Source organism: Ectothiorhodospira shaposhnikovii, from assembly GCF_047222355.1.
Taxonomy (GTDB): Bacteria; Pseudomonadota; Gammaproteobacteria; order Ectothiorhodospirales; family Ectothiorhodospiraceae; genus Ectothiorhodospira.
This window is the reverse complement of sequence record NZ_CP178333.1, coordinates 2,600,575-2,619,783: the sequence shown is the minus strand read 5'-3', so window position 1 is coordinate 2,619,783 and position 19,209 is coordinate 2,600,575. Positions and strand designations below refer to the sequence as shown.

Genomic DNA, 19,209 nt, shown 5'->3' with positions numbered 1-19,209 from the left:
TCGTTCCGTTGCCCTGGCCCGGTTCTGTCGTCGACCGTATCAGATCCACTCCAATGTGGTGGATTGCCCGCTGATCGTCCATGTCCCGCATCAAGAGCTTGCGATTTCGTGGTCAGTGGGGCTTGACTTTCGGTTGATCCGGTTGACACGACGTCGAGCCGGGGCGTGTCCAGTCTAGTTTACACTGTCCGGCGATTTTGGCACGCCCCATGGGGCGATCATTTTTCAAGCAAATGGGTTTATAGTCTTTCCATGCTGCCCGATCAAAGATCCGTTTTCCCTTGGTTCCCCCCGCGTCGCCCGCTACCCCGCATGGGGATGGCGGTGGCGCTGTGCGGATTGCTGACCGCCTGTGCGGGGTTGCCCCGGGACGGTCAGGACCATGAACCCTGGCGGCCTCTTGCCGAAGGCCATCTGCTGCCGCTGCAGGCGCAGGAGAACGGTGTCGCCGATTTGTTCTATGAATTGCTGGTGGGCGAGATTGCCGGGCACCAGGGTGAATTGCAGGTATCCATCGAGCACTATCTGCGGGCGGCCCAGCGTACACGCAACCCCGAAGTGGCTGAGCGGGCGACCCGCATCGCCCTGTTCGCCGGCGACCCGGCCGCGGCCCTGCCGGGTGCCGAGCGCTGGCTGGCGCTGGAGCCGGAGAATCTGGAGGCCCGTCAGATCCTGGCCGCGCTGCTGGTCAACGAGGGCCGCCCGGAAGAAGCCGCCACCCATCTGCTCACCGTGCTTGAGCGCATGGAGGCGGTGGAGGGTGACGGCTACGGCCTGCTGGTGAACATGCTGTCCCGCAGTCAGAACGGTGATGCCGCGATAGAGGCCCTTGCCCTGGTGGCGGAGGGCCGTGGCGACGAGGCCCATGCCTATCTGGCGGTGGCCAGCCTGGCCCTGCAGCAGGATCGCCCCCTGACGGCCGTGGCGGCGGCCGAAAGGGCGCTGACCCTGGACGGCGGGCTTAGGGAAGCTCACGTCCTGCGCGCCCGTGCCCTGGGGCATGCCGGTGACGAGGAAGCCTCCCTGCGGGCCATGGGGGATCTGGTGGCGCGCTATCCCGGGGATGTGGATCTGCGCATCACCTATGCCCGCCTGCTGCTGCAATCGGAGCGTTATGAGGAGGCCCGTCAACAGTTCGAGCGGGTTGCCCGCGAGCGGCCGGGGGATGCCGACCTGCTCTATACCCTGGGGCTGCTGAACATCGAGGTGGAACAGTACGAGGACGCGCAGCGTTATCTGGAGCGGGTGCTGCAGACCGGGCGGCGTGCCCAGGAGGCCCGCTATTACCTGGGACGGATCGCAGAGACCACCGGTGACCGTGAACGGGCCATCCGCTTCTATGAGCAGGTGACTCGGGGAGATCACCGTGACGAGTCCGTCATTCGCGCCGCCCTGCTCAGGGGGGAGCTCGGGCAGGTGGCGCGGGCTCGTGCCGATCTGTCGGCGTTGCGGGATCGTCTGGCCGAGCCGGGTGATCGGGTGCGGGTCTATCTGGCCGAGGCCGGTCTGCTTCGGGATGTGCGTGACTATGAAGCCGGGATGGACCTGCTCAATCAGTCCTTGCGGGAATACCCCGGTAATCCGGACCTGCTGTACTCCCGGGCGCTCATGGCGGAGCGGTTGGACCGGATCGATCTGGTGGAGGCGGATCTGAACCAGATCCTGGCCCAGGATCCGGATAACCCGGCCGCTCTCAATGCCCTGGGCTACACCCTGGCGGATCGTACCGATCGCCACGAGGAGGCCTACGGCTATATCCGTCGGGCCTATGCCCAGCGCCCGGATGACGCGGCCATCATCGACAGCATGGGCTGGGTCCTCTACCGCCTGGGTCGCCTGGATGAGGCGGAAGTCTACCTGCGGCGTGCCCACGACATGATGGAGGACGGCGAGATCGCCAGTAATCTGGCGGCCCTGCTGTGGGATCGGGGCGAGCGGGAGGAAGCCCTGGAGATCCTCTACCAGGCCCTGGAGCGGGATCCCGATCATGCGCGTTTGCTCAGGCTCAAGGAGCGTCTGGATCCATGAGGACACTCCTGCTTGTCTGTCTGGTGAGCCTGCTGCTCACCGCCTGTGCCGTGCGTCCACCGGTGCCGGTGGATGATCGGGAGCAGGCCTGGCGAGAGCGGGTGCAGTTGCTCTCCGCCCAGAATGATTGGACCCTGAGCGGCCGGATCGCGTTGTTCCTGGAGAACGAGCAGTGGAATGCCCATCTGCGCTGGCGTCAGCGGGGGGATGACTACGACATCCAGTTGTTCGGACCGTTCGGACGTCATGCCGCCACCCTGGAGGGCAATGCCACCGGCGTGACCTTGCGTAATGCCGAGGGCGACGTGTATCAGGACCGGGACGTGGACCGTCTGGTGCATCAGGCCCTGGGCTGGCAGCTGCCGGTCAGCGGATTGCGTTACTGGGTGCTCGGCATACCCTCCCACGACCGCCTGGAAGGGCGGACCCTGGATTCCGCGGGCAGGGCCCAGCGACTGCTGCAATCCGGCTGGGACGTGGGGTACGATCGCTATGCCGAGGCCGTCGGCCCGGCGCCGCTGCCCGATCGCATGAGGCTGGAATTCGACGACATACGCGTCCGCCTGGTGGTGGACGACTGGCAAATGACACCATGATGCAACAAGACCCTTGCATGGGCTGGCCCGCGCCCGCCAAGCTCAACCTGTTCCTGCACATCACCGGTCGTCGGCCCGACGGCTATCACGAATTGCAGTCCGTGTTTCAGTTCCTCTCCCATGGGGATACCCTGGATTTCCGTTTGCTGGATGAGGATCGGGTGTGCGCCGAGCACGCCCTTGACGGCGTGGATCATGACGATGATCTGACCGTCCGGGCCGCTCGGGCCCTCAAGGCCGCCACCGGTCACCCCGGCGGCGTGGCCATCCGGGTCCATAAACGTCTGCCCATGGGGGGCGGGCTCGGCGGCGGTAGTTCCGATGCGGCCACGGTGCTGGTGGCCCTCAATGCCCTCTGGGAGACCGGACTGGACGACGACGCCCTGGCCGACATGGGTCTGACGCTGGGTGCGGACGTGCCGGTGTTCGTGCGCGGCCATGCCGCCTGGGCGGAAGGGGTCGGGGAGCGGCTGGCGCCGGTGTCGCCGCCTGAGCCCTGGTATCTGGTGGTGCATCCCGGCGTGATGGTGCCCACCGGGGCGATCTTTACCGATCCTGGATTGACACGGGACTGTCCACCCATCAAAATAGCGGACTTTCTTGCAGGACGAGCAGGCAACGTGTGTGAGCCGGTCGTCTGTCGGCGCTTTCCGGAGGTGGCCAAGGCCCTGGAATGGCTGCAACGACAGGGTGTGACGGCGCGCATGACGGGTACCGGCAGCTGTGTGTTCGGCATCTTCGAGACCGAGGAAGTCGCCCGCGCCGCCCGTGACTGTCTGCCGGGTGGATGGACGGGGTTTGTGGCCCGTGGTTGCAACCAGTCTCCGTTGCATCGACGCAGGGCTCAGCTTCAGGCTGTCACTGCCTCGCAGGAATAACGAGTCACACGATTTATTGGGCCGTCGCCAAGTGGTAAGGCACCGGGTTTTGATCCCGGCATTCGCAGGTTCGAATCCTGCCGGCCCAGCCATTCTTCGGACGTTGCCTGCCGTCGCCAGGCCAGCGCCGCCACCGGTTCACTGTCCCCATGACGGTCATCGGCTGGCGGCGTTTACGCTATGGCGCGGACCGGTGCGTCCTTTCGCCGGCAGGGTGGCCCGCGTCAGCCCTGCTGGTGCAGCCCTGTCATCCGCTTCGCTCGCAACCGGACATTGTTGGAATCATGCTGCCCAGGTCCACAGTGGTGGAAAAATCCAAGATGATGGTCTTCGCGGGGAATGCCACTCCCCAACTGGCACAAAGTGTCGTCAATCACCTGAACCTGCCGCTGGGCAAGGCCGTCGTCGGTCGCTTCAGCGACGGGGAAGTGCAGGTGGAAATCCTCGAGAACGTGCGCGGCCGGGACGTCTTTATCGTCCAGTCCACCGGCGCGCCCACCAATGACAATCTGATGGAATTGCTGATCATGGTGGACGCCCTGCGCCGGGCCTCCGCCGGTCGCATCACCACCGTCATTCCCTATTTCGGCTATTCCCGTCAGGATCGCCGGGTGCGGTCCGCCCGCGTGCCCATCTCCGCCAAGGTGGTGGCCAACATGCTTGAGGCCGTCGGCGCCGACCGGGTGCTCACGGTGGACGTGCATGCCGATCAGGTCCAGGGTTTCTTCAACGTGCCGGTGGACAACGTCTACGCCTCGCCGGTCCTGCTGGGCCACATCTGGCGCCAGAAGATCCCGAACCTGCTGGTGGTGTCTCCCGATGTCGGCGGCGTGGTCCGCGCCCGCGCCCTGGCCAAGCGCCTGGATGACGCGGAGCTGGCCATCATCGACAAGCGGCGTCCCAAGCCCAACGAGTCCCAGGTGATGCACATCATCGGGGATGTGGAAGACAAGACCTGCATCATCATCGACGACCTGGTGGACACCGCCGGCACCCTGTGCCAGGCCGCCAAGGCCCTCAAGGACCACGGGGCTTCCAAGGTCATGGCCTATGCCACCCATCCGGTGCTCTCCGGCCCCGCCATCGAAAACATCAACAACTCCCAGCTCGACGAGCTGGTGGTCACGGATACCCTGCCGCTGCGTCCCGAGGCCAAGGCCTGTGGTCGCATCAAGCAGCTCAGTGTTGCCGGCATGCTGGCGGAAACCATCCGCCGCATCAACCGCGAGGAATCGGTCAGCTCCCTGTTCATCGACTGATGAACCGGTAAGGCTGGATCGCCACTGCCTCTCCTGGTCGCGGGAGAGGCTTTTTGTTTGTATGACTGGAGAACCGACATGAGTGTCAATTTTGAACTGCAAGCCGAGCCGCGCGCGGACCAGGGCAAGGGTGCGAGCCGCCGCCTGCGTCGTGCCGGCAAGCTGCCCGCCATCGTCTACGGCGGCGGCAAGGATCCCGTGGCCATCACCTTGGACCACAATGCCGTGTGGCTGAGCCTGGCCCATGAAGCCTTCTATTCCCACATCCTGACCCTGAAGATGGATGGCAAGTCCGAGCGGGTCATCCTGCGCGACCTGCAACGTCATCCGGTCAAGCAGATGGTTCTGCACATGGATCTGCAGCGTGTCACCGATGACCAGACCCTGAAGGTGCATGTGCCCCTGCACTTCATCAACGAAGAAAGCTGCGTGGGCGTGAAGACCGGCGGCGGCATGATCAGCCATCAGGCGGTGGAAGTGGAAGTGGAGTGCCTGCCCAAGGATCTGCCCGAGTTCATCGAGGTGGACGTGGCTGCCCTGAATGTGGGTGACTCTCTGCACCTGTCCCAGATCCGGCTGCCTGAAGGCGTGAGCATCGTGGCCCTGGCCCAGGGTCCGGATCATGACCTGCCGGTGGTCAGCGTGCTGAAGACCCGTGGCGGCAGCAGCGCCGAAGAGTCTGAAGGCGAGGGCGAAGGCGAGGCGTAAGCCGCCTTATCTTTCCGACCGCAAGAAAGGATGACACCTGCCAGTGGCTGACAAAGACACCGTTCAGGTCATCGCGGGGCTGGGAAATCCCGGCCCCGACTATGCCATGACCCGGCACAATGCCGGGTTCTGGTTCGTGGATGAGCTGGCCCGCCGTCATGGTGGCCAGTTTCGCCTGGAGAACAAGTTTGCCGGCGAAACGGCGCGCATCCGCATCCAGGGGCAGGAAATCTGGCTGATCAAGCCCCAGACCTACATGAATCACAGTGGGCAGCCCATCCGGCTGCTGACCCAGTTCTACAAGCTTCCCATCACCTCCGTGCTGGTGGCCCACGACGAGATCGACCTGCCTCCGGGCACGGCCCGTCTCAAGCGCGGGGGTGGTCATGGTGGGCACAACGGCCTGCGGGACATCATGGCCCACCAAGGGCAGGACTTCATGCGCCTGCGGCTGGGGGTAGGCCATCCCGGGCATCGTGAGCAGGTGGTCGGGTTCGTGCTTAACCGTCCCTCCCGCGAGGAAGAGCCCCTGATCATGGACGCCATTGATCGTGCCGCCGACCTCATGCCCCTGCTGTTGTCCGAGGGACTGCAGAAGGCCATGAACCGACTGCACTCGGCGTGATTGACCCGGTTTGTCTCTTTTTCCATCCTGATTTTCCACCTGATCCCACCCGGACCCTCCCATGAGCTTGAAATGCGGCATCGTCGGCCTGCCCAATGTGGGCAAATCCACCCTCTTCAATGCCCTCACCAAGGCGGGCATTCAGGCGGAAAACTACCCCTTCTGCACCATTGACCCCAATGTGGGCGTGGTGCCGGTGCCTGATCCCCGGCTCAAGGTCCTGGCCGGGATCGTCTCCCCGGAGCGGGTGTTGCCCACCACCGTGGAGTTTGTGGACATCGCCGGCCTGGTGGCCGGTGCCTCCAAGGGCGAAGGTTTGGGTAACCAGTTCCTGGCCCACATCCGCGAGACCGACGCCATCACCCACGTGGTGCGCTGCTTCGAAAATGACGACGTGATCCATGTGGCCGGCAAGGTGGATCCCCTGTCCGACATCGAGGTCATTCACACCGAGCTGGCCCTGGCGGACCTGGAGACCGTGGAAAAGGCCCTGACCCGCCTGACCCGCAACGCCAAGTCCGGCAACAAGGATGCCATCGCCCGCAAGCAGGTGGCCGAGAAGGTGCAGGCGGTGCTGGCCGAAGGCCGTCCCGCCCGCAGTGCCGAGCTGGATGATGAAGAGCGCCTGCTGCTGCGGGAATTGCAGCTCATCACCGCCAAGCCCACCATGTACATTGCCAACGTCAATGAGGATGGTTTCGGGAATAATCCGCTGCTGGATCGGGTGCGGGAACACGCTGCCGCGGAACAGGCCCAGGTCGTGCCCGTCTGTGCCGCCATGGAGGCGGAGATCGCCCAGTTGGACGAGGCCGACAAGGCCGAATTCCTGGGTGAGATGGGTCTGGAAGAGGCCGGGCTGGACCGGGTGATCCGGGCCGCCTACGAACTGCTGGGTTTGCAGACCTTCTTCACCGCCGGGGTCAAGGAAGTCCGTGCCTGGACCGTCAAGCGCGGCGCCACCGCGCCCAGGGCGGCCGGCGCCATCCACACGGACTTCGAGAAGGGCTTCATCCGCGCCGAAGTCATCGGCTATGACGACTACGTCAACTGCAAGGGCGAGCAGGGTGCCAAGGATGCCGGCAAATGGCGCCTGGAGGGCAAGGAATACACCATGAAGGAAGGGGATGTGGTGCACTTCCGGTTTAATGTCTAAGAGCCTGTTCAAGGTCTCTTGAGCAAGAGGCACAGAAAGGTCAGGAGAGCGTCAGAGCCCGTCATTCCCGCGCAGGCGGGAATCCAGTGCAGGCCAAAGACCCTGGACTCCCGCCTGCGCGGGAGTGACGGCAAGGGGGCGCTTGACAACGATCCTGGATCCGCGCAAAATAGCGCGCTTTCAAGGCTACGTAGCTCAGCTGGTCAGAGCATCGCACTCATAATGCGGGGGTCGGTGGTTCAAATCCACCCGTAGCCACCATCCAGATTTCCGGCCGTGTCCGGTGAATCAAAAAAACCGCGTATGACGCGGTTTTTTTGTGTCCATGGTTCCATCTATCCCCACGCTGGCCTAGTATGCTGCGGGGATAGATGCAGGGACATATCAGAGGGCAGGGGACAGCAGCCCCGCCCGGGTATCCCCGCAGTCCACCAGGGAGGAACCCATGGCCGCATCCAGCAAGCTCACCGCCACCCAGGCTCGCCGGGCCGGATCGGAGTCGGGGGTGTTCAATCTGCAGGACGGGGGCGGGCCGTCCGGAGGCATGCCCTTCGATATCGACAGGACTCCCTCCCCGTGACTTCACCCGAGAATCCCTTGCCGCCTCATGACTCAGGCTCCCCGGTGGACAGTACGCTGCAGGGGCCGCCCCGTGAAGCCCTGGCCGCCACGCATACGCCCCCTCCCATCGTCGGTGTCGGTGCCTCGGCCGGGGGATTGGAAGCCCTGGAGGGGCTGCTGCGGGGGTTGCCTGAACAACCGGGATTCGCCGTCGTGGTGGTCCAGCATCTGGACCCCACCCGCAAGGGCATGCTCACAGAGCTGTTACAGAAGGTGACACCGCTGCCGGTGGTACAGGTGGAAGACGGCATGACGGTGGTACCGAATCGAATTCACGTCATCCCCCCCGGCAAGGATCTTTCGGTACTCAAGGGCGTGTTGTACCTGCTGGAGCCCGCCGGCCGTCGCGGGACCCGGCTGCCCATCGACTTCTTCCTTCGCTCACTGGCGGCGGATCAGGGGGAGCATGGTGTCGGCGTGATTTTGTCGGGTACCGGCTGCGACGGCACCCTGGGCATGCGTGCCCTCAAGGAGCATGCGGGACTGACGCTGGCCCAGATTCCCGAAGAGGCTCAATACCCGGACATGCCGCGCAGCGTCATTGATGCCGGCCTGGCCGACATGGTGATGCCGGTTCACGGCATGGGCGAGCGGATCCGCGACTATCTGGTTCGCAAACAACAGATCGGGACCCGGCGGACCGGCACCGGGGACATGGATCAGCGCCATGCCCTGGAAAAGATCGTGGTATTGCTGCGGGCCCGTACCGGCCATGACTTTGCCGATTACAAAACCAATACCTTGTATCGCCGTATCGAGCGGCGCATGAGCCTGCACCAGCTGGACAGGCTCTCCAACTACGTTCGCTTCCTGCGCGACAATCCCCAGGAACTGGATCTGCTGTTCAAGGAGTTGCTGATCGGCGTGACCAGCTTCTTTCGCGATCCGATGGCCTGGGAGAGTCTGCAAAAACAGGTGCTCGCCCCCCTGATCCGGTCCGCGCCATCCCGGGGGTGCGTCCTGCGGGCCTGGGTGGCCGGCTGCTCCACCGGTGAGGAGGCCTATTCGCTGGCCATCGCCTTCCGGGAGGTGCTGGAAGAAAGTGCGCCCGTTGGTCGCGTCACCCTGCAGATCTTTGCCACCGATCTCAGCGAACATGCCATCGAGCGGGCGCGTCAGGGGCTGTATCCAGCCAGTATCGTCGCCGATGTCTCGCCGGTACGCCTGCAGCATTTCTTTCAGGAAGAGGCCGGCGGCTATCGCGTCAATCGCGCCGTTCGGGAGACGGTGGTTTTTGCCACCCAGAATCTCATCATGGACCCGCCCTTCACCAAGCTGAACCTGGTCATCTGCCGCAATCTGCTTATCTATCTGAATACGACGCTCCAGCATAAGCTGCTGCCGCTGTTCCACTACAGCTTGTTGCCGGGCGGCGTTCTTTTCCTGGGCAATGCGGAAAGTGTCGGTGGGGGCAACGAATTGTTCACCGCGCTGGATGCCCGCGCCCATCTGTTTCGTCGCGCCGAGGCCCGCGTCCGGGTGGCCGACCTGGATTTTCATGCCCGCCCGCCTGAACCGGAGGTGGAGACCCTGGCCCAATGGGCCGGCGGGGCCCCCACCGGCAGCCTGCAATCCCTGGCGGAACAGGTGCTGCTCAGGGAGTTTGCACCGCCTGCGCTGCTGGTGAACGCGGACGGCGACATCCTTTACATCTTCGGTCGCACGGGTGACTATCTGGAGCCGGCCACCGGACGGGCCAACTGGAACATCCATGTGATGGCTCGGGATGGGTTGCGACAGGAACTGGCCTTACTGCTGCCCCGGGCCATGAGGGAAAAAAAGGTTTTCAGCCAACCGGGCATCGGCGTCGGCAGTGCTGAGCGCATGCAACTCATCGATCTGACGGTCTATCCCATCGAGGAGCCTCAGGTCCTGAGCGGCATGTTGATGATCGTGTTTCAGGTCGTGTCGCCCCAGCCGGCCCCCTTGCCGGAGCCGCGGGACCCGAAGGAACACAAGAATACCCGCATTCAGGAAATGGAGCTGGCGCTGCAGCAGACCCGGGAAGAGCTGCGCATGACCCGGGAATACATGCAGACTTCCCAGGAGGAGCTTCGCTCGGCCAACGAGGAACTCCAGTCCACCAACGAGGAACTGACCACCTCCAAGGAAGAGATGCAATCACTCAATGAAGAATTGCAGACGGTGAATGTGGAGCTCCAGTCCAAGGTGGAAGAACTCACCCTGGCCAACAGCGACATGAAAAACCTGCTCGACAGTACCGACATCGCCACGGTCTTTCTGACCAAGGACCTGCGTATTCGACGCTTCACCGCTCCGGCACGGCGGATCTTCAAGCTCATTGCCACCGATGTCGGACGTCCCCTGAGTGATATCGTCACCGAACTGGAATACCCGGACCTGCAGCATGATGCCCTGGAAGTCCTGCAATCCCTCTCCCACTCCATAGAGGAGATTCCCACCCGGGACGAGCGCTGGTATCAGGTCAAGATCATGCCCTATCGCAGCCTGGATAACGTCATCGACGGCGTGGTCGTCACATTCACGGACATCACCAAGGCCAAAGCCCTGGAAAATCGTTTACGCAGTCTTCAATCGACGCCGGAAGAATCCGGCAGGGAGTCAGGCAATGAGCGGGCAAGACGAGGATGATGAGGCCCGCAGACTGAGACGGCGGGCGGAGGAGAAGCTGCGGGAACGGGTATCCGATGCTGCTGATCCGGCCGCGGAGTCCAACGCCTTGGCCTTGCTGCACGAGCTGCAGGTGCATCAACTGGAACTGGAGATGCAGAACGAGACCTTGCAGCAGGCCCGCATTGAGGCGGAGGCGGCGAGGGACTTGTTCACGCAGCTCTACGACCATGCCCCCATGGCCTATTTCAACCTGGATTCATTGGGGATACTGCATCGCACCAACCTGGCGGGAGCCAGGCTGCTGGGCACCACTCGAAGCGAGCTCGCGGGGCGGCACCTGACCGGCTTTGTGAATGAGGAGGACCGCCCTCGGCTGGCGGATCTGATCTATAAGGTGTTTGCCGGTCAGGCCTCGGAACATGCGGAACTGCCGGTCACGACCCTCACCGGTATCTCGCGCATCCTGCGGGTGGAGGCCTGCGCCGGTCAGGTGGGTTCGGATCTCTGCCTGCTGGCGGCCGTGGACATCACCGATCTGGCGGAGTCCCGCCAAGCATTGATGGTCGCCGCCTCGGTCTATGAGACCCTGGACGAAGCAGTCATGGTTGCCAATGCCGGGCAGCGCATCATCCTCGTCAATCCCGCCTTTACCCGCCTGACCGGCTTTAGCGCCGACGAGGCCCTGGATCGAAGTATCGAACTGATCCGTGCCCACCGTGAGTCCCCTGCTTTTGAAGAACAACTGCGTCGGAATCTCCACACCACCGGTCACTGGCAGGGAGAAATCCTGCACCGCCGCCCGTCGGGGGAGCAGTACATGGCCTGGGTCTCCATGCATCTGCTGCGGGACGACCGCGGTTTCCCGATGCGGTATATCAGCGTGTTCAGGGACATCACCGAACAGCGCCGGGCCGAAGAGGCCATCTGGCGCCAGGCCAACTATGATCCGCTCACCGAACTGCCTAACCGCCTGCTGTTTCTGGATCGACTGCGCCACGGCATCCGTCAGGCCCAGCGGCGGGGTCGGCTCCTGGCCCTGTTGTTCATCGATCTGGACAAATTCAAGGAGATCAACGACCGACTGGGACACGATGCCGGAGATGCCGTGCTGAAGGAGGCAGCCCGTCGCATCAGTCGGTGCGTGCGCACCAGTGATACCACGGCACGACTCAGTGGTGATGAGTTTACGGTGATCATGGGCGGGCTGGAGAGCGGCAGTGGTGTGGATGAAGTGGGTGCAAAGATCCTCAAGGCCCTGGACCAGCCCTTCGAGGTGGCGGGCACCCGTGTCGCACTCTCAGCCAGTATCGGCACGGCCTTCTGTCCCGGGGATGCCACGGATCCCGCCGGTCTCATCAAGTGTGCCGATCGGGCCATGTACGCAGCCAAGGAGACCGGTGGGCAGCGGATGACGCATTTTTCGCTGCAGCTGGACGCCACCCTGCAGGAACGCGAAGCGCTGATCAGAGAACTGCCCGATGCCATCGAGCACGGCCAGTTCAGCCTGTGCTTCCAGCCTATTGTGGCACTGGATACTCGGTTGGTCGTCATGTTCGAAGCCCTGCTGCGCTGGGAACACCCCCGGCGTGGACAGCTCAACCCGGATCAGTTCCTGGCCCTGGCGGAGGCCGCCGGCCTGCTGGGGCGGATTGATGAATGGGTCTTCAAGCAGTCCTTGAGCGCCCTGGAGCAGCTGAACGCCCGCCGTGGCGAACAGGAATTACCGCTCAAAATCGCCATCAACGAATCGTCCCCTGACGGCGTCGAAGGGGTCTCCGTTGATATCTGGAAGCAGCAACTTTCACAGTCGGGGATATCGCCCGACTGCGTCATTATCGAAGTGACCGAGCAACTGCTTCAGGATGAGGATGGTCGGGTAGATGCCTGGATCAATGAGGTGCATGCCAGCGGTCTGAAAATCGCCCTGAGCCAGTTCGGCATCAAAAGAGCCGGGATACCCCATCTGCAGCGCTATCCCTTCGATCTGCTCAAGATCGACCGGAGTTTCGTGCACAACATGCCCCATGACATGGCCGACCGTTAAAGTGGACCCCATCGTCAAGACAGAAAGAGTATGAGTTTAAGCAATAGCTTGGGGGTCGCTCGCAGCGGAACAGCGCTGCCCTGGTACTGCGGTTTCACTGGGTGGCGTCACAGCCGACGGGCCGTACTTATCCACGATCAGTGCGCCTCCGCCCTGCCGGTTCCGATAGACCGTATCCGGTGTCTCGTTCGCCAGAGCCGCGTGGGGGCGTTCGCCGTTGTAGAACGCGAAGTAGTCCATCAGTCCCAGCGTGACTTCCTTGAGATTGGCGTAGCCCTTGAGGTAGACGTCTTCATATTTCACCGTCCGCCAGAGTCGCTCGACGAAGATGTTGTCAAAGGCCCTTCCGCGGCCATCCATGCTGATAGTGACTCCCTCTCGCTTGAGCACGCCAGTGAACGAGTCAGCCGTGAACTGCGAGCCCTGGTCACTGTTGAAGATCTCCGGTGGCCCGTACAGCTGCAGGGCCTCTTCGAGGCAGTCAACGCAGAAGGTCGTATCCATGGTGTTGCTGAGCCGCCAACTCAAGACCTTGCGGCTGTACCAGTCCAGGATCGCGACCAAGTAGGCGAAGCCCTGAGCCAGACGGATGTAGGTGATGTCGGTACTCCAAACCTGGTTGGGCCGGTTGACCACAACGCCACGCAGCCGATACGGATAAACCTTGTGCTGCGGGTGCGGACGACTGGTATGCGGACCCGGCGCGATCGCCGCCAACCCCATCCGACGCATCAGGCGCTGGACACACTTACGGTTGACCTTATGGCCCTGGGTCCGCAGCTCGACCACCATGCGCCGACTCCCGTAGAACGGCCGTCGTGTGTAGATCTCGTCGATGAGTCCACACAGCAGCAGGTCGCCGGCCTCATCCGGTGACAAACGCCAGCGCGCATACACGGTCGCCCGGGAAACCCCGGCCAGCGCACACTGGCGAACGATGGAGATCTCGCCACCCGCGTCAATCCAGTCTTGACGGTTCACGGCAGGTTGATCCCGGACTTTTTTTTGAGCCAATCGAGTTCCATCTTCAGGCGCCCAATCTCACCGTAGAGACGGTCCGGGGCATCCTTTTCCGACACTGGCTTGGGGCCCCGCTTGCCTTCGAAGAGCGTGCCAGCCTGCTCGAGGATCGCCTTCTTCCACTGGGTCACTTGGGCGGGATGGACCCCGTAGGCTTGACCGATCTCGTTGACGGTCTTGACCCCCTGAATCGCCTCAAGACCAACTTTCGCCTTGAATTCAGCGTTGTACGTGTTTCTCTTCCGTTTTTCAGTCATCTTGTTAGTATCCCGATTCAGCCCCCCACTCAGAGCTTAAACTGCTGTCTAGATATCGGGGTCCACTATACGTACCATCGTCCACAGCATCATCAATATGGCCCACCGACTGGGGCTGAAGGTGGTGGCGGAGGGCGTGGAAACCCATCAGCAACACGAGCTGTTGCGTGAGGCGGAATGTGACTATGCCCAGGGATACCTGTTCGGCAAACCCCTGCCCGTCGACCGGATACTGGTCGAGATGGAACCAACGGGGTAGGAACGGGGCGCTGAATGATCACCTTGAGTGGGCACCCCCTTGTGTGGATACTGTCGTTCCACTGGTTTTGGAGTGAGCCTGATGAAGAGATACGGCATCCGCGTCGCCCTGCCCGAAGGGGACACCCTGTCCGCCGACCATCTACTGGGCGCGCATTGGGAGCAGTTCCGGTGGTTCGACAGCGCCCGGGAGCGGGATCGCATGATGGGGGAGATGCGCCGGCCGCCACCCTATTACCGGCGGGGTGATGTGGTGACTCAGGTGCTGGAGAAGGTGGACCGCTGAGCAAATCACGGCCTGAGAGCCCATGGTGATGCCGGAACAGGAACTCGGGCCTGTCCCGGCGGCGATTTCAGCCAGCTGCCGTTAACCGCTTCCAGCGGCCCGGCGAGGCTACGGCAGGGGCTCGTTACCTTCCCACCAGCAGCAGCACCAGCAGTATCAGCACCACGGCCCCGACCACACCGCTGGGGCCGTAGCCCCAGGCTCTGGCGTGCGGCCAGACCGGGATGACGCCGATGAGGATCAGGATCAGGACGATCAATAAAATGGTTGTCAGGCTCATGGTCGGACACTCCGCACAGGGATTGAAACCCCATGATGCCTCCGGTGGACGCGCGTGCTCTGTGCGTCAGCGTACCGATCGTCCCGTGGATGCTGGTGCGGGCACCCTCGCTCCCGCGAAGCCGGGAGTCCAGGATTTCCAGTCCGTGACTGGATTCCCGCCTTCGCGGGAATGACGAATTCGGAATACTTCCGACGGATTCAGGACACCTCCGATGGGTTCAGGCACACCCCCGCCGGAGGGCGGTGTCAGCGGGCGCCGTCCCTGACGGTACCGGTGGGACTTCCCGTCTTACCGCGTTTGGCGGATGTTCCCTGGAGTACCAGTCGATCACACTCGCGCTTGACCACGGCGTAGCATTCGCAACTGCGTGCTTCCAGGCCCGCGCGGTCGAGTACCGTGATGTGACCGCGATGGTATTTGATGAGGCCCGCCCGCTGCAGTTTGCCGGCGGCCTCCGTGACCCCTTCGCGCCTGACCCCGAGCATGTTGGCGATCAGTTCCTGGGTCATGACGAGGTGGTTTGATGGCAATCGGTCGAGGGACAGGAGCAGCCAGCGGCACAACTGTTGGTCCAGGGTGTGGTGGCGGTTACAGACCGCGGTCTGGGCCATCTGGGTGAGCAATGCCTGGGCATAGCGCAGCAGCAGGTCGTGCAGTACCCCCTGGCGGCGGCCGCCCACGCGGCGAAAGGCGTCCTTGAGGCGCCGGGCGCCGAGCCGATAGGCCTGTCCGGCGCTTTGCACCACCGCCTGGCTGGGGGTGGTCTCTCCCCCCATGAACAGCGCGACCCCGACCACGCCGTCTTTGCCTACCACCGCGATTTCGGCTGAGGCACCGTCCTCCATGACGTAGAGCAGGGAGACGATGGCGTCGATAGGGAAGTAGACATGGTCCATCGGGATGCCGGGCTCATAGATGACCTGCCCCAGCGGTAGTGCAACGAGTTCCAGGCCGGGGAGCAGTTGCCGGTAGTCCTCATCCGGCAGCATGGCGAGAAGCTGGTTGACTCTGGGATTCGGTACGCTATGCATGAGGAAAATTCCTTTCGCCGATCATGTTTGCTTTTTTGCCAGTATAACCAGACTTTGGCAGGAAAAAATGCCAACTCCTGACTGATGCCGATTTCGTGATGCACCCTCAATGGGCCGGCGTAGACGACCGTGGGGTTGCAGCGGCATCCCGCGCAGTGTGGGGCACCGAACATACAGCGAGAACGCCTGGGTCCAATATGGACAGGGAGGGCTTCCGCCGCGGGTAATATCCGGTGAAAAGCCCCGCGTCAGAAACCGGCGCGTCGGCGATGGGTCTCGAAGCCCGGGTCGGGTGCCGAATCCCTTTTGGAGTCCAGTCATGAACCCGAAACTACCTCATTCCAAAACCCTCGTCGACACCCGAGCGTTACAGCATGAACTGGCCGCCTATCGTGCGCCGAGCCTCTCACGCGGCCTTTTTGAGCTGATGATCACGGTGATCCCGTTCGGCCTCCTCTGGTTCCTGACCTGGGCCAGCGTGAGTGCAGGCTACTGGATCGGTCTGTTGCTGGTCGTGCCCACCGCCGGATTTCTCGTGCGCCTGTTCATGATCCAGCATGACTGCGGGCACGGGGCGTTTTTCCCCTCCCGCCGCGTCAATGACTGGGTGGGGCGGATCATTGGTGTACTGACACTGACGCCCTACGATTTTTGGCGTTACACGCACGCACTGCATCACAAGCACTCCGGCAATCTGGAACGCGCGCATGCGGGTAGCATCGATACCTTGAGTGTGCGCGGATACCAGGCGTTGTCGCGGGCGCAGCGCCTGCGCTACCGCCTGTACCGGCACCCACTGGTCCTGTTCGGTCTGGGGCCGATTTATCTGTTCATGTTCTACAACCGCGTACCCGTGGGTTTCATGCGCGCGGGGTGGATGCCCTGGGTGAGTACCATGGGCACCAATGCAGCCATCGTGATTCTTGTCGCCGCAATGACCTCGCTGGTGGGGGCGGGAACATTCCTTATCGTGCATTTGCCGATTGCGATCCTCGCCGGAACCATCGGTGTCTGGCTGTTCTATATCCAGCACCAGTTTGAGCATACGCGCTGGGCGCATGATGATGAATGGGCCTTTCACGAAACTGCCCTGTACGGAAGTTCCTACTACGACCTGCCCGCTCCCTTGCGTTGGATCACTGCGAATATCGGTCTGCACCACATCCATCATCTTGTCAGTCGCATTCCGTTTTACCGGCTGCCGGAGGTGCTTGAGGATTATCCGCGGCTTCGGGAGATCAGTCGTATCACGCCGCGACAGAGCCTTCGGTACGCCCGGCTCGCCCTGTGGGACGAGGAACGGCAGCGCCTTGTCCCCTTTGTGCGGGTGGCTCCGGGTTTTGAGCCCGTGACTGGATCGGATGTCGTGTCGGTACGCCGCCGCACAGATGAGCGGGGTGTCAACCAGGCATCCTGACTCTCCGGGCGGGGTCGCTGTAATCCCGTTCCGGTGAAAAGGCTGTCTTCCAGGTTTGGAAGTTGCCTCAACCGGTTAGCGTATCCAATGAATCCGAGCGTGCCATGAAGAACAAGATTGTCCTCACCCTGACTTTCATCTTGATTGTCGTCCTGTTAGTGATCTGGTTCCTCTGGGGGCCGAATTCCTGGGAGGTGCAGATTTCCGGTACCACCGGTGATGGACAGGCAATTCAGTACCGCATTGAAACGGTCTATGCGGGAACCTCCAAGACCCTGATCTTCCGTAATGAGGATACCGGTTTTTTGCCGCCGTATTTTAAATTCGACTCGGCGGACCTCCAAGCGCTTGCGAGCCGGATCAAGGAGCAATGCCCGGAGGTACCGGTCGTCATCAATGGATACAGTTTGCGCATCCCGTTTCTGGACATGTTTCCCAACGCCACATCGATTGATGCCCCTGAGCGCTGCACGCAGGCAACCACCCGCTCCCCGAGCGGCGCGGCCCCCGAAATGCTGGAACCGGGGTCGGACTAAGTAGGCAAGCGGATTTACCTGACGGGGCCTTCCAGAGTGCTGCCCCTTGCAAGGGGCAGCATCCGGTCTTGTCGAGGAGGGGAGGGTTACCGAAGTCCGAAGAATCCAAGGATGAACAGGACGATGACGACGGCGCCGACGATGTAGATGATCTGATGCATGAGATTTTCCTCTGTGTAAATGGGTCCAGCGCAGGACTGCGTGAACCCGTTCATTCACCTGTCACGGCCTCCAGCGTCGGAGATGATGACCTCGACGCGGCGGTTCTGTTGACGGCCCTGGGCGGTATTGTTCTCGGCCACCGGATAGTCCTGGCCCCTGCCGGTTGCATGCAGGCGGTTGGCGTCCACACCCTGGCGGGTCAGGTATCGCTTCACTGAGTCGGCACGCTGTTGCGACAGGCTGAGGTTTGAACTCGCGCTGCCCACGCTGTCGGTGTGGCCCTCGATGATCGCGGTGCGTTCCGGATGCTCCCGCAGAAACACCGCGAGTTGGTCGAGGTTGCGCACCGCGCCGTCCCGCAATTCCGAACGACCCGTGGCAAAGAGCAGGTCACCCAGGGTCAGGACCAGGCCCCGATCCGTGGGTTTGGCGTTCATCGCTTCGATCTGTCGCTGCAGTTCGGCGGTTTCACGCCGCGCGAGGTCCACCTCGCGGGTACGGGAATCCAGACGTGCGCTGGCACCCTTTTCGCTCAGTGCCGCGCGCTGATCTTCCAGCAGGCGGGTTTGTGCCCAGGTCCTGGCGATGTCGACCTTGCGATCGGCGATCAGCACCTGGTGTCTGGCCATTTCCCCATCCGCCTGGGGTTTCTCGGCTGCCCGCACCGCGAGTTCCGCATCCTTCAGCTCCACCGGTGCCCGGCTGGCCAGTTGCGGATCCGCCTGCAGTTGCATCAGTTTGGCGCGGGCGTTGTCGGCACCCGGCGGCACGGTCATCGGCGCCGCGCAAGCCGCAAGGAGCAGGCCGGCGGCAGTGACCGTGCCCAGCCGGGAAAGCGTGAAAGATGGCGTTTTCATGGGCGTTCTCCCGATCCGCGTTGCATTTCCTGTTTCAGAACATCAATGCTCATTTCCATCTCTTCGTTGATCGCCCTGGCCTTCATCAGCCTGGCTTTGGCGGATGCGAGTTCCGCATTCACGCGGGACTGTTCGGCAAGACGCTCGGCTCGGGTCATGTCCTCGTCCTGCACGGCCCTTCGGGCTGCCGCGAGGTTCTCTCGGGCCTCATTCAGTTCGATGGACGCATAATCCGCGACACGTGCCTGCTCGGCGCTAGTGATGGCGGTCTCGGCGGCTTGCAAAGCGTGAGTGGGGGCCGGCGGCGTGGATGCGCAGGCAACCAGCATGAGTAAGCCCGTCGTGGCAGCTGTCAGGCGCAAAGATGGAATGGCTCGGCTTGGAGTGGACTTGATGGGGATCTGATTCATGCGTGTCCTCCTTATGGACATCACCGGTGCTTGGCGGCACCTGGCTTCGGGTAAGTTTCGCCGTTGCCGGGCGTGGAGTCGGTGCGCTGGCGTACGAAACGGGCATGGCCGGATGCCCTGCCACCGGGCTGTGTTCGATAGCAGACAGACGGAGGAACCGGGACACCATAGCCTCGGCACTGGTG

The 19,209-nt window shown here is 62.7% G+C and carries 17 protein-coding genes, 2 tRNA genes and 2 pseudogenes; 16 read left to right on the top strand and 5 right to left on the bottom strand.

Annotation, left to right across the window (positions count from 1 at the left end; genetic code table 11):
- Positions 1 to 252: 252 nt before the first annotated feature.
- The 12 genes from ACLF6L_RS11945 (at position 253) to ACLF6L_RS11890 (ending at position 12,507) form a co-directional block, all read left to right on the top strand.
- Entirely contained in the window at positions 253 to 2,028 is a 1,776-nt protein-coding gene (locus ACLF6L_RS11945) for a tetratricopeptide repeat protein (RefSeq protein WP_412851746.1), read from the top strand.
- Positions 2,025 to 2,624, top strand: coding sequence for a lipoprotein insertase outer membrane protein LolB (gene lolB / locus ACLF6L_RS11940; RefSeq protein ID WP_412851745.1), 600 nt, complete (start codon positions 2,025 to 2,027; stop codon positions 2,622 to 2,624). The genes ACLF6L_RS11945 and lolB overlap by 4 nt, the downstream gene beginning before the upstream one ends.
- Positions 2,624 to 3,502, top strand: a complete 879-nt coding sequence (gene ispE, locus ACLF6L_RS11935) for a 4-(cytidine 5'-diphospho)-2-C-methyl-D-erythritol kinase (RefSeq protein WP_412852789.1) — start codon at positions 2,624 to 2,626, stop codon at positions 3,500 to 3,502. Before lolB ends, ispE begins: the two co-directional genes overlap by 1 nt.
- A gap of 17 nt (positions 3,503 to 3,519) precedes the next feature.
- Positions 3,520 to 3,594: transfer RNA gene (locus ACLF6L_RS11930), tRNA-Gln, on the top strand.
- Positions 3,595 to 3,822: 228 nt separating this feature from the next.
- Entirely contained in the window at positions 3,823 to 4,761 is a 939-nt protein-coding gene (locus ACLF6L_RS11925) for a ribose-phosphate diphosphokinase (protein ID WP_200174853.1), read from the top strand.
- 78 nt (positions 4,762 to 4,839) lie between these two features.
- A complete protein-coding gene (locus ACLF6L_RS11920) occupies positions 4,840 to 5,469 on the top strand; it encodes a 50S ribosomal protein L25/general stress protein Ctc (RefSeq protein ID WP_412851744.1) in 630 nt (209 codons plus the stop codon).
- A gap of 43 nt (positions 5,470 to 5,512) precedes the next feature.
- Positions 5,513 to 6,094, top strand: coding sequence for an aminoacyl-tRNA hydrolase (gene pth, locus ACLF6L_RS11915; RefSeq protein WP_008931086.1), 582 nt, complete (start codon positions 5,513 to 5,515; stop codon positions 6,092 to 6,094).
- Between the two features lie 61 nt (positions 6,095 to 6,155).
- Positions 6,156 to 7,247, top strand: a complete 1,092-nt coding sequence (gene ychF, locus ACLF6L_RS11910; RefSeq protein ID WP_412851743.1) for a redox-regulated ATPase YchF — start codon at positions 6,156 to 6,158, stop codon at positions 7,245 to 7,247.
- A gap of 184 nt (positions 7,248 to 7,431) precedes the next feature.
- Positions 7,432 to 7,508 (top strand) — tRNA-Met (locus ACLF6L_RS11905).
- Positions 7,509 to 7,692: 184 nt separating this feature from the next.
- On the top strand, positions 7,693 to 7,827 hold the full coding sequence (locus ACLF6L_RS11900) for a hypothetical protein (RefSeq protein ID WP_255721711.1): 135 nt from the start codon (positions 7,693 to 7,695) through the stop codon (positions 7,825 to 7,827).
- Entirely contained in the window at positions 7,824 to 10,481 is a 2,658-nt protein-coding gene (locus ACLF6L_RS11895) for a chemotaxis protein CheB (RefSeq protein WP_412851742.1), read from the top strand. Before ACLF6L_RS11900 ends, ACLF6L_RS11895 begins: the two co-directional genes overlap by 4 nt.
- Positions 10,459 to 12,507 carry a putative bifunctional diguanylate cyclase/phosphodiesterase gene (locus ACLF6L_RS11890; protein ID WP_412851741.1) on the top strand — a complete coding sequence of 683 codons (2,049 nt, stop codon included), beginning with the start codon at positions 10,459 to 10,461 and terminating at the stop codon, positions 12,505 to 12,507. Before ACLF6L_RS11895 ends, ACLF6L_RS11890 begins: the two co-directional genes overlap by 23 nt.
- Before the next feature lie 36 nt (positions 12,508 to 12,543).
- On the opposite strand, the pseudogene ACLF6L_RS11885 reads toward ACLF6L_RS11890, so the two are convergent.
- Positions 12,544 to 13,784 (bottom strand): annotated as a pseudogene (locus ACLF6L_RS11885) (IS3 family transposase).
- 70 nt (positions 13,785 to 13,854) lie between these two features.
- Between ACLF6L_RS11885 and ACLF6L_RS11880 the strand changes: the two are divergent.
- Together ACLF6L_RS11880 and ACLF6L_RS11875 are read left to right on the top strand one after the other, a co-directional pair.
- Positions 13,855 to 14,004: pseudogene (locus ACLF6L_RS11880) on the top strand (EAL domain-containing protein); the annotation flags it as partial.
- 120 nt (positions 14,005 to 14,124) lie between these two features.
- The gene (locus tag ACLF6L_RS11875; RefSeq protein ID WP_412851740.1) at positions 14,125 to 14,328 is read left to right on the top strand and encodes a hypothetical protein; all 204 of its coding nucleotides are present in this window, start codon (positions 14,125 to 14,127) and stop codon (positions 14,326 to 14,328) included.
- Between the two features lie 124 nt (positions 14,329 to 14,452).
- Here ACLF6L_RS11875 and ACLF6L_RS11870 read toward each other — a convergent pair whose 3' ends face one another.
- Entirely contained in the window at positions 14,453 to 14,608 is a 156-nt protein-coding gene (locus tag ACLF6L_RS11870; RefSeq protein WP_200174622.1) for a DUF3309 family protein, read from the bottom strand.
- 248 nt (positions 14,609 to 14,856) lie between these two features.
- Positions 14,857 to 15,642: a Crp/Fnr family transcriptional regulator gene (locus tag ACLF6L_RS11865; protein ID WP_412851739.1), complete on the bottom strand. Its 786-nt coding sequence runs from the start codon at positions 15,640 to 15,642 to the stop codon at positions 14,857 to 14,859.
- A 319-nt stretch (positions 15,643 to 15,961) separates the two neighbouring features.
- Between ACLF6L_RS11865 and ACLF6L_RS11860 the strand changes: the two genes are divergently transcribed.
- Both ACLF6L_RS11860 and ACLF6L_RS11855 read left to right on the top strand, forming a co-directional pair.
- On the top strand, positions 15,962 to 17,059 hold the full coding sequence (locus ACLF6L_RS11860; RefSeq protein WP_412851738.1) for a fatty acid desaturase: 1,098 nt from the start codon (positions 15,962 to 15,964) through the stop codon (positions 17,057 to 17,059).
- Positions 17,060 to 17,163: 104 nt separating this feature from the next.
- Complete coding sequence (locus ACLF6L_RS11855; RefSeq protein WP_200174616.1) at positions 17,164 to 17,595, top strand: DUF1523 family protein; 432 nt, start codon at positions 17,164 to 17,166, stop codon at positions 17,593 to 17,595.
- A 215-nt stretch (positions 17,596 to 17,810) separates the two neighbouring features.
- Here the strand turns inward: ACLF6L_RS11855 and ACLF6L_RS11850 are convergent, their stop codons facing one another.
- Both ACLF6L_RS11850 and ACLF6L_RS11845 read right to left on the bottom strand, forming a co-directional pair.
- Positions 17,811 to 18,614 carry an OmpA family protein gene (locus tag ACLF6L_RS11850; protein ID WP_412851737.1) on the bottom strand — a complete coding sequence of 268 codons (804 nt, stop codon included), beginning with the start codon at positions 18,612 to 18,614 and terminating at the stop codon, positions 17,811 to 17,813.
- Entirely contained in the window at positions 18,611 to 19,024 is a 414-nt protein-coding gene (locus ACLF6L_RS11845; RefSeq protein WP_200174612.1) for a DUF4398 domain-containing protein, read from the bottom strand. Before ACLF6L_RS11845 ends, ACLF6L_RS11850 begins: the two co-directional genes overlap by 4 nt.
- Positions 19,025 to 19,209: the final 185 nt, after the last annotated feature.

Bases quoted from the DNA above. Each gene is read 5' to 3' on its own strand.
- ACLF6L_RS11855 (WP_200174616.1), top strand. From the start codon at position 17,164: ATGAAGAACAAGATTGTCCTCACCCTGACTTTCATCTTGATTGTCGTC.
- ACLF6L_RS11865 (WP_412851739.1), bottom strand. From the start codon at position 15,642: ATGCATAGCGTACCGAATCCCAGAGTCAACCAGCTTCTCGCCATGCTG.
- ACLF6L_RS11875 (WP_412851740.1), top strand. From the start codon at position 14,125: ATGAAGAGATACGGCATCCGCGTCGCCCTGCCCGAAGGGGACACCCTG.
- ychF (WP_412851743.1), top strand. From the start codon at position 6,156: ATGAGCTTGAAATGCGGCATCGTCGGCCTGCCCAATGTGGGCAAATCC.
- ACLF6L_RS11870 (WP_200174622.1), bottom strand. From the start codon at position 14,608: ATGAGCCTGACAACCATTTTATTGATCGTCCTGATCCTGATCCTCATC.
- ACLF6L_RS11850 (WP_412851737.1), bottom strand. From the start codon at position 18,614: ATGAAAACGCCATCTTTCACGCTTTCCCGGCTGGGCACGGTCACTGCC.
- ACLF6L_RS11925 (WP_200174853.1), top strand. From the start codon at position 3,823: ATGATGGTCTTCGCGGGGAATGCCACTCCCCAACTGGCACAAAGTGTC.
- ACLF6L_RS11860 (WP_412851738.1), top strand. From the start codon at position 15,962: ATGAACCCGAAACTACCTCATTCCAAAACCCTCGTCGACACCCGAGCG.
- ACLF6L_RS11920 (WP_412851744.1), top strand. From the start codon at position 4,840: ATGAGTGTCAATTTTGAACTGCAAGCCGAGCCGCGCGCGGACCAGGGC.
- ispE (WP_412852789.1), top strand. From the start codon at position 2,624: ATGCAACAAGACCCTTGCATGGGCTGGCCCGCGCCCGCCAAGCTCAAC.
- ACLF6L_RS11890 (WP_412851741.1), top strand. From the start codon at position 10,459: ATGAGCGGGCAAGACGAGGATGATGAGGCCCGCAGACTGAGACGGCGG.
- ACLF6L_RS11845 (WP_200174612.1), bottom strand. From the start codon at position 19,024: ATGAATCAGATCCCCATCAAGTCCACTCCAAGCCGAGCCATTCCATCT.
- lolB (WP_412851745.1), top strand. From the start codon at position 2,025: ATGAGGACACTCCTGCTTGTCTGTCTGGTGAGCCTGCTGCTCACCGCC.
- ACLF6L_RS11945 (WP_412851746.1), top strand. From the start codon at position 253: ATGCTGCCCGATCAAAGATCCGTTTTCCCTTGGTTCCCCCCGCGTCGC.
- ACLF6L_RS11900 (WP_255721711.1), top strand. From the start codon at position 7,693: ATGGCCGCATCCAGCAAGCTCACCGCCACCCAGGCTCGCCGGGCCGGA.